Annotated in this window: 12 protein-coding genes and 1 pseudogene; all 13 read right to left on the reverse strand. The window is 71.4% G+C overall.

The window, feature by feature from the left end:
• Nucleotides 1–49: 49 nt before the first annotated feature.
• Nucleotides 50–334 carry a gas vesicle protein K gene (locus ACFZBP_RS02355; protein ID WP_383449305.1) on the reverse strand — a complete coding sequence of 95 codons (285 nt, stop codon included), beginning with the start codon at nt 332–334 and terminating at the stop codon, nt 50–52.
• Complete coding sequence (locus ACFZBP_RS02360; RefSeq protein WP_383449306.1) at nt 331–519, reverse strand: gas vesicle protein; 189 nt, start codon at nt 517–519, stop codon at nt 331–333. Before ACFZBP_RS02360 ends, ACFZBP_RS02355 begins: the two co-directional genes overlap by 4 nt.
• Entirely contained in the window at nt 516–1,319 is an 804-nt protein-coding gene (locus ACFZBP_RS02365; RefSeq protein ID WP_383449307.1) for a GvpL/GvpF family gas vesicle protein, read from the reverse strand. Before ACFZBP_RS02365 ends, ACFZBP_RS02360 begins: the two co-directional genes overlap by 4 nt.
• The gene (locus ACFZBP_RS02370; RefSeq protein ID WP_391409427.1) at nt 1,316–1,642 is read right to left on the reverse strand and encodes a gas vesicle protein GvpJ; all 327 of its coding nucleotides are present in this window, start codon (nt 1,640–1,642) and stop codon (nt 1,316–1,318) included. The genes ACFZBP_RS02365 and ACFZBP_RS02370 overlap by 4 nt, the downstream gene beginning before the upstream one ends.
• On the reverse strand, nt 1,639–2,730 hold the full coding sequence (locus tag ACFZBP_RS02375; protein ID WP_391409429.1) for an SRPBCC family protein: 1,092 nt from the start codon (nt 2,728–2,730) through the stop codon (nt 1,639–1,641). The genes ACFZBP_RS02370 and ACFZBP_RS02375 overlap by 4 nt, the downstream gene beginning before the upstream one ends.
• Nucleotides 2,727–3,383 carry a DNA primase gene (locus ACFZBP_RS02380; protein ID WP_383449310.1) on the reverse strand — a complete coding sequence of 219 codons (657 nt, stop codon included), beginning with the start codon at nt 3,381–3,383 and terminating at the stop codon, nt 2,727–2,729. The genes ACFZBP_RS02375 and ACFZBP_RS02380 overlap by 4 nt, the downstream gene beginning before the upstream one ends.
• 12 nt (nt 3,384–3,395) lie before the next feature.
• On the reverse strand, nt 3,396–3,641 hold the full coding sequence (locus ACFZBP_RS02385; protein WP_383449311.1) for a gas vesicle protein GvpG: 246 nt from the start codon (nt 3,639–3,641) through the stop codon (nt 3,396–3,398).
• 4 nt (nt 3,642–3,645) lie between these two features.
• On the reverse strand, nt 3,646–4,416 hold the full coding sequence (locus ACFZBP_RS02390) for a GvpL/GvpF family gas vesicle protein (RefSeq protein WP_391409431.1): 771 nt from the start codon (nt 4,414–4,416) through the stop codon (nt 3,646–3,648).
• Complete coding sequence (locus tag ACFZBP_RS02395) at nt 4,413–4,838, reverse strand: gas vesicle structural protein GvpA (protein ID WP_383449313.1); 426 nt, start codon at nt 4,836–4,838, stop codon at nt 4,413–4,415. Before ACFZBP_RS02395 ends, ACFZBP_RS02390 begins: the two co-directional genes overlap by 4 nt.
• Nucleotides 4,839–4,890: 52 nt before the next feature.
• Nucleotides 4,891–5,223 carry a gas vesicle protein gene (locus ACFZBP_RS02400; RefSeq protein ID WP_383449314.1) on the reverse strand — a complete coding sequence of 111 codons (333 nt, stop codon included), beginning with the start codon at nt 5,221–5,223 and terminating at the stop codon, nt 4,891–4,893.
• A gap of 76 nt (nt 5,224–5,299) precedes the next feature.
• Complete coding sequence (gene ligD / locus ACFZBP_RS02405; RefSeq protein WP_391409432.1) at nt 5,300–6,232, reverse strand: non-homologous end-joining DNA ligase; 933 nt, start codon at nt 6,230–6,232, stop codon at nt 5,300–5,302.
• Entirely contained in the window at nt 6,229–8,076 is a 1,848-nt protein-coding gene (locus tag ACFZBP_RS02410) for a transketolase (RefSeq protein ID WP_383449316.1), read from the reverse strand. Before ACFZBP_RS02410 ends, ligD begins: the two co-directional genes overlap by 4 nt.
• A pseudogene (locus tag ACFZBP_RS02415) lies at nt 8,063–8,560 on the reverse strand (hypothetical protein); the annotation flags it as partial. The pseudogene ACFZBP_RS02415 and the gene ACFZBP_RS02410, both read right to left, overlap by 14 nt.

Below are 8,560 nucleotides of genomic sequence, written 5' to 3' on the forward strand. Positions count from 1 at the left end.
TAGTTCCCACTCCCGGAAACCCGGAAAGCCCCCGGGAAAAGCGTTGATTTCACTCCCGGGGAAGCAACGGCCCCAGCGGCCCGAGGTCCAGGTTCAGGTCCTCGGGCCGCAGTCCGTACCGCTCGCGCAGTTCGGTCATCCGGTCGTCCAGCAGCATCAGTGTGAGCCCGATCCGCTCCTCCTGCTCCTCGCTCAGATCGCCCGTGTCGAAGCGGCGCAGCGCCTGGCGCTCCATGAGCTGGCGCAGCAGTTCCACGACGGTCAGGACAAGTTTCACGAGGTCGCGTTCCACGGTGTCGGGGTCGAGGTCCAGTCGGTTGCGGTGGGATGTCACGCCGGCTCCCCCCAGGGCGACGGGACCTGCTCGTTGACCGAGCTGATCAGTGCGTTGAGGTCGATACGGACGAGGTCGACGTCCGCGATCCGCAGGGTGATGTCCCCGGTGACGACGACGCCACCGGAGAGCAGCCGGTCGAGCAGGTCCACGAGGGCGATCTCGCGGCGTTCGACGGCGGTCACGGTTCCACCTCCGGTTCCTCCGCGAACTCCCCGGTGAAGGAGTAGGCCGCCCAGGGTCCGGTGAGTTCGACCCGGATTCCGGGGGCGTCGTCCTTCTCCCGGTCCACCAGTTCCACGAATTCCTCGGAATCCCGGCGCGGCACCAGATAGGCGGCGTTCAGCATATTCTGCCCGGAAGCGCCGGAAAGCGCGGCGCTCTGTGGGGCGTGCAGCCGGGAATCCTCGGCGAAAGCGGACAGCGTTTCGTGCAGTCGTCCGGCGAATGCGGTGGCCTTCTGCCATACGTCCTCACGTGCCCGCGTCTGCATGCGGCGCCGGCGCAGGTAGTCGCGACCGGACACGGCCCCACGCCCGGTCCCGCCGCCCTGCGCGTCCTCGTCCGGCCGAGTGGCCTCGGCGGGCTCCGGCTCGGCGTACACCTTCACGCCCCACTCGACACGCCCCTCCAGCCGGTCGAGGATGCGCCGGAAGTCGTCCTCGCGGGCCTCGATCATGGTCCGTACGCCGCTGTCGTCCCGGAAGACGGTGGCGAGCCGGAGCGGCAGCGGGGTGGTGACGACGGTGAGCGCGTCGATGACCGTCTGGTGGGCGCGGGCCGTGGCGGTGAGCCACTCCATGTCCTCCAGGTGGGCGCGCAGCGGCTCCTCGGCGAAGTCCGTCTCGGGCACCGTGCTGACGACGGCGATCAGGCCGTGGTGCGTCAGCTGCTTGGGCGGCGACCCCGCCACCCCCGTCAGCTGCCGCTGGAGGGCGGAGCGAAAGGGGCGGCAGATGGCATAGACGTAGCGCAGTCCGGTCATGAGGCCTCCTCCTGTCCCCGAGCGGGCTCCAGCTGGGCCAGCCGCTCGCGCAACTCGGCGTTCTCCCGGGTCAGTTCGTCCCGGCGGGCGCGTGTCGAGAGCGCCGGGTCGTCCTCCCACCAGTCGATGCCCATCTCCTTCGCCTTGTCGACGGAGGCGACGATGAGCCGCAGCTTGATCGTGAGGAGTTCGATGTCGAGCAGATTGATCCGGATGTCGCCGGCGATGACGACGCCCTGGTCGAGCACCCGCTCCAGGATGTCGGCGAGGTTGGCGCCGCTGTCGTGGCCGTAGGGCTGGGGCAGCCGCCCGGGGGTCGTCATCGGCGGCTCCCGCCACCGGCGTACTCGGCCTCGTCCTGGGGCTCCTCCTCGGATTCCTCCTCGGCCTCGTACTCGGCATCGGGCTCAGGCTCGGGCTCGTCGTCCGCGTACTCCTCCTCGCTGTCGTACTCGCCCTCCGGCTCCTCGCCGTCCTCGTCCGCGTACTCCCCGTCGTCGTCCGGGTACTCGCCGTTCTCGTCGTCCGCGTACGCGGCTTCGCCTTCTTCCTCCTCCTCTCCTTGGTACGCCTCCTCTTCCTCCTCCGCGACCGCGTCCTCGTGGCTGCGGACGACCTCGCCGTCGCGGATCTCCCCGCGCCAGCCGTCCTCGGCCTCTCCCTTGAGGGTGATGAAGCGGACGTAGTTCTTGAGGTCGAGCCGGGCGCGGCGGCCCTGGGCGCGCCAGAGGTTGCCGGTCTTCTCGAAGAGTCCCTTGGGGTAGTACTCGACGACGAGCAGGACGCGGGTGAGGTTGTCGGCGAGCCGATGGAAGGAGACGACGCCCTTCGTGGTCCCCTTGGCGCCCTCGGACGTCCAGGCGATGCGGTCGTCGGGGGTCTGCTCGGTGGTGTGCGCCTTCCAGCTGCGGTTGGACCAGAACACCTTCAGCTGCCAGTCCGAGGTCGTGTCGTCGGCGCGGTTCGCGCTCTTCACGCCCTTCGCGAAGGTGCTGAAGTCCTGGTACTGGGTCCACTGGTCGTACGCGGTGCGCAGCGGGACGCCGACGTCCACGTACTCGAGGATGACGGTGGGCTTCTTGCCCGCCCCGCCCTTGCGTCCGCCCTTCCCGCCACCGAGGTTCTTCAGCGCCTCGGTCACGCTGTCCTTGGCGCGGGAGGCGCCGAGCTCCAGCGCGCTGCGCAGTGGACCCTTGCCCTCGGCGAGCTTGCGGCCGCCGTCCAGGGCGAGCTGGGCGAAGCCGGGGCTGTTGCCCTCGGCGATGTCGGTCAGCTTGACCGTGGCCTGCCCGAGTTTCTGGCCGGCGCCGGTCAGCAGCCGGGTGGCCTGGGCGGCGAGGTACTCGCGCAGTTCGGCCTTGAGCCGGTCGGCGGCCTCGCCGCGGGCCACGCCGCTGAGTGTCTCGGTCATCGCTCGTCACCGCCCTTCGGCAGCCGGGAGCGCGCGCCGCGGGCGGCACCGCGTGACGCGGCGGCCGTCTTCTTGGCGGCGGGCTTCCTGTTCGCCGTCTTCTTCGCCGCGGCGGTCTTCTTCGCCGCGGTCTTCTTGGCCGGAGCCTTCTTCGCCGCCGTCTTCTTGGCCGGCGCGGGCGCCTTCTTCGCCGGAGCCTTCTTCGCCGCCTTCTTCCGGCGCGGCCGCTCCTGCGCCTCGGGCTCCTCCTCGGTGTCCGCGTCCTCCGGCTCGTCCGGCTCCTCGGACTCCTCGGGCTCCTCGTCGTCCGGACCGAGGTCCGGCACCTCGGGCGCCACCCCGGCCAGCTGGTCCCGCACCTGTGCGGTGCGCCCGTGCAGCCGGTCGGCGAAGGCGTCGAGCTGTCGCTCGACCATGGCGCCGGACGCCGCCTTGCCCACGCCGCGCAGGTCCTCGCGCAGCTGGTCCCCGAGCTCCTTGAACTGCGGGTTGTTCTGGAGCTGCTGGGACACCAGGTCCGCAAGCGCCCGCGGGCTCAGCTGCATGCGCTTGCCGGCGACCAACGTGCCGACGGCGAACGCCAGTTTCATCTTCTTCGTACGTCCGAGGACGTATCCGGCCCCTACCGCGAGGCCGAGTCCCACTCGGTTCATCGTGCCGTCCCCTCAGTTGCCCGTGCCGTGTGCGAGGGCGATCTCGAGCCGGTCGAGGAGCTCGTCCTCGCGGCGGTCGAACTCGTCCTCGTCGATCTCTCCGGCCGTCAACTGCTCCTCCAGCGCGGCCAGTTCCGCTCGCACGGTCGCCGGGTCGTAGTAGAGGCGCTCCGCCTCCTGCAGTACCTGTCTGATCACCCACGCGCTGCCGCGCACCGGGGCGAACGGCAGCAGCACCACCTCTCCGATCAGTCCCACGTCCTCACTCCTCCGCGCTCTCCGCGCCGGTCATGGTCCCCGCGTGCTCGGCGGGGCCGGGATCGACGAAGCTGTAGGGCGGCAGTGGGCCGTTGACGCGCAGTTCGAGGTGGGGGTGGCCCTTGCGAAGCTGTTCCACGGCCGCGAGGAAGGTCTCGACGCCCTCGCCGGCCACCAGGAACGACACGTTGGCGAGCCAGCCGGAGGAGTCGGGGCCCACGCTGACCGCGTCCGCCGCCGGTTCCAGGGTGTGCTGGACGTCCGTCGCGTCCTCGGCCTCCTGGGCCTTGACCGCGGCGACCACCATCTCGCCGAGCCGCAGCCGCTCCTCGTAACTGCCGCCGCCCGCCTGCCGATTGGCCTCCGTAAGGGACCGGATCTCCTGGTTCTCGGACAGTACGCGGTGCAGCACGGCCTCTTCGGCGTGGCTGGCCTTGATGTTGTACTCGACCTTGCCGTCCAGGGCCGTGAGGCGTTCCTTGTAGTGCTCGGCGCGCTCGGCCAGGACCGAGGTGACCGCGTCGTCGTCGGGGGCGATGCTCCCGAACCGCATGGGCAGCACGCACCCGGCCGCGCCCGCCTCGGCGAGCACGTTCGAGTGGGCGAGCAGTTCCTTGCGCTTGGGGCGCAGCCCTTCGGGGGCGTCGCTGACGAGCGCGGCCAGGTCACCCTGTTTCAGCACGCGCACCGGGCTGGGCGGGTCGCCGACGCCGCCCACGGCGCTCGGGAGGGAGGGGTGCGAGCTCGCGGTGATGCCGTACACGTACGTGCTCACTCCTGCTCCTCCTTCCGGCGCGACGCGGTGGACTTGCGGGCGCGCGGCTTGGGCTCGCGCTCTCCTTCGTCCCGCGCCTGCTTGAAGGCGTCGGAGATGGTCTCGGCGGCGCCGGACAGCGCCCCCTTGGACTTGCCGCGCGCACCGGACTCGGTGATCTCGCCGACCAGGTCGGGCAGACCCGGGTCCTTGCGCGGGCCGGCCTCCAGGTCGAGCCGGTTGCACGCCTCGGCGAAGCGGAGATAGGTGTCGACGCTGGCGACGACGACCCGGACGTCGATCTTGAGGATCTCGATGCCGACGAGGGAGACCCGTACGAACGCGTCGATGACGAGCCCCCTGTCGAGGACGAGCTCCAGGACGTCGTAGAGGCCGCTGCTGCCGCCTCCGCCTCCGGTCTGCTGTGCCGGGACAACGGTCATGCCGGCCGTTCCTCCTTGTCTGGGGATGGTGTGCAGGGGGTGGGCGGGCGGCCTAACGGCCGCCGGGCCTGTGTGCGTCGGAGCGTCCGCGCTCGTAGCGGCGGACCCGGCGGTAGCCGGTGAGCTGTCCCTGCTGGTCGAGGTCGACCTGGTAGCTCGCCATCAGGCTCATCGTGTCGGGGACACGGGCCAGCTCCAGGACCTCGATCTCCAGCACCCAGCCGTCCTCGGTCTGTTCGAACGAGGACACCGTCTCCGCGGCCTTGCCGGTGAGTTCGGCGAGCTGGGCGCGCGCCTGGCGCAGCACCTCCATGGGGCTCGGCATGTCGTCCGCCCTGCCCTGTCGTTGTCTGGATGATTTGGGTGAGTTCTGTGAATCAGTCATGGGCGCCTCCCACGGCGAGTGGCCCGGAAGGCGACGGCCAAACCCATGAGTTCGCGTGTGTCAGCCACGGAGCGCGTCAACCACGCAGTGCGTCGAGCCTGCGCCGGGCGGGTCCCAGGGCTCGGGGGCGGCTCATCACCCCCGCCCAGGGGTTCGTGCGGGCCTGGTCCACGGCGTCGGCGATGGTCCAGCGGCGGGCGTCGAGGTCCGGGTCGTCCAGGTCGGCCCAGGTCAGCGGCGTGGCCACGGGCGCGCCGGGGCGGGGGCGCACGGTGAAGGGCGCGACCGCGGTCTGGGCGTAGGCGTTGCGCTGGACGTCGAGGTAGAGACGGTCGCCGCGGTCCTTCTTGCGGGCGGCGGTGGTGAGCCGGTCCGGGTGGGCGTCGACGAGGGTGTCGGCTACGTCCCGGGCGAACCGGCGCACCTGATCGAAGTCCTGCTCCCCCTTCAGCGGTACGACGACGTGAAGGCCGCGTGACCCGGTGGTCATCAGCGCCGAGGGAAGCTTCAGCGAGTCGAGCAGCTCGGCGAGCAGGCCGGCGGCTTCCCGCACCTGCTCGAAGTCGTCCTCGGCCGGGTCGAGGTCGAAGACCATCCGGTCGGGGAAGTCGATCCGGTCGGTGCGCGACAGCCAGCGGTGCAGGGTGAGGCAGGCCTGGTCGGCGAGGTAGACGAGGGTCGCCGCGTCGTCGCAGACCGTGTGGGTGACGGTGCCGTCCTCCTTGGCGACCTCGGCCCGGGTGATCCAGTCCGGGTAGTGCTCGGGGGTGTTCTTCTGCATGAACCGCGGCCCGTGGACGCCGTCGGGGTGGCGTTCCAGCATCAGTGGGCGGCCGCGCAGGTGCGGCAGCATGAACTCGGCGACGGACCGGTAGTAGTCGACGAGGTCGCCCTTGGTGTACTCCTTCGCGCCCCCGTCACCGGGAAAGAGCACCTTGTCGACGCGTTTGACCTCGACGGTACGGCGCCCCGCCCGCACCTGCCTCGTATCGTCGCCGCCTCCGGTCACCGTACGACCGCCTCCTCCACCAGCAGCTTCGCCGCGGCGGCGATGGACGCGGCGTCGATGCCCGCGGCGTGCAGCTGCTCGTCCGGGGAGGCCGAGCCGGGCATCCTGCGGACAGCGAGGCGCACCAGGCGCGGCACCGGGCGCCCGTCGAGGAACGCGTCGAGGACGGCGTCGCCGAGGCCGCCCTCCTCGTGGTGGTCCTCCACGGTCAGCAGACAGCCGGTCTCCTCGGCGGCCCGGCGCAGGGTGGCCCGGTCCACCGGCTTGACCGAGTAGAGGTCGACGACCCGGACCTGGATGCCGTCGCGGTCCAGGGTGTCTGCGGCGGCGAGCGCCTCGTGCACGGTGACGCCGGCCGCGACGACGGTCAGCCGGTCGTGGTCACCGGAGCGCAGCACCTTGCTGCCGCCGACCGGGAACTCCTCGTCGGGCCCGTAGATCACCGGGGCGGCGCCGCGCGAGGTGCGCAGATAGCGGACGCCGTCCAGGCCGGCCATTTCGGCCACGAGCCGGGCGGTCTGGTTGGCGTCGCACGGGTACAGCACGGTCGAGCCGTGCACGGCGCGCATCATCGCCAGGTCCTCGAGGCCCATCTGGCTCGGGCCGTCCTGTCCGATGGCGACGCCCGCGTGCGAGCCGACGAGGTTGATGCCGGCGCCGCTGACGGACGCCATGCGGATGAAGTCGTGGGCGCGGGTGAGGAAGGCCGCGAACGTGGAGGCGTACGGCACCCAGCCGCGGGTCGCGAGCCCCACCGCGGCGGCGACCATCTGCTGCTCGGCGATGTAGCACTCGAAGAACCGGTCGGGGTGTTCCTTGGCGAAGAACTCGGCGCGGGTGGAGTCGCTCACCTCGCCGTCGAGGGCGACGACGTCACCGCGTCCGGTGCCGAGCGCGGCGAGCGCCTCGCCGTAGGCGTTGCGGGTGGCGAGCTCCTCCCCCTTCTCCCAGCGGGGCAGCTCGGCGTGGCCGGTGGGTACGGCGTGCAGCATGCGGGTCGCGGGCGGTTCGTGGACCCGGACGCGCAGGTCGCGTCGTCCGCCGAGTTCGGCGATGGCCTCGTCGGCGTCCGGCAGCGGTTTGCCGTGCAGTCCCTCGCGGTCCTCGACGGCTTCGACGCCCTTGCCCTTGAGGGTGCGGGCGAGGATCACGGTGGGCTGTCCGACGGTGGACCGGGCCTCGCCGTACGCGCGGTCGATGGCGTCCACGTCGTGTCCGTCGACCTCGACCGTGTGCCAGCCGAAGGCCTGGAAGCGGCGGGCGTAGGCGTCGAGGTCGTGCCCGTGCCGGGTCGGTCCGCGCTGGCCGAGCCGGTTCACGTCGACGATCGCGGTGAGGTTGTCCAGATGCTCGTACGCCGCGTGCTCGGCGGCCTCCCACACGGAGCCCTCGGCGAGTTCGCTGTCTCCGCACAGCACCCACACCCGGTACCCGGCGCGGTCCAGTCGCTTCCCGGCCAGCGCGATGCCGACCCCGATCGGCAGCCCCTGCCCGAGCGATCCGGTCGCCGTCTCCACCCACGGCAGCTGCCGCGGCGTCGGATGCCCTTCGAGCCGGCTGCCGAGCTTGCGGAAGGTGACCAGCTCGCCGTCCTCGATGGCGTCCGCGGCCTTGAACGCGGAGTACAGCAGGGGCGAGGCGTGTCCCTTGGACAGCACGAAGCGGTCGTTGCCGGGGTGCGCCGGCCGGTCGATGTCGTAGCGCAGATGCTCCGCGAGGAGTACGGCCATCAGATCCGCGGCGGACATCGACGACGTCGGATGTCCCGACCCCGCGGCGTCGGAGGCACGCACACTGTCCACACGCAACTGCTGGGCCAGTTCGACGAGTTCAGCGGTGTTCATGGGTCTCCTGGTCTCCTTCAGAAGGCTGGCGGGAGCGGGCTTCGGCGGCTATGGGGGCGTCCGGATGCGGCTTGTGCACGGCAGGGGACCCGGGAGGTGCTTCGCCGTCCGCGGAGGCACCGGGCTCCGGCTCCCGGCCCGCCCGCAGATCGGTGCGCGTCACCGGGCCGGGCGGTTCGTGGTGCTTGCCGGCGTCCGGGTCCCGGACGGGATCGGGCGGCCCGGATCCGGAGGTGGGGCGCCCGGGCGCCGGACTCGTGACGGGTTCACCGGCGGGCTGGTTCTTGGCGGGCTCACGGCCGGACTGGTCCTTGGCGGGCTCCCCGCCAGGCTGATTCTTCGCGGACTCACCGGCAGCCCGGTCCTTGGCCGACACACCGCCGAGCTCGTCCTTGGCGGGCTCCCCGCCAGGCTGATTCTTCGCGGACTCACCGGCAGCCCGGTCCTTGGCCGACACACCGCCGAGCTCGTCCTTGGCGGGCTC

Origin of the sequence: Streptomyces sp. NPDC008086, from assembly GCF_042957325.1 — a bacterium.
Lineage (GTDB): Bacteria > Actinomycetota > Actinomycetes > Streptomycetales > Streptomycetaceae > Streptomyces.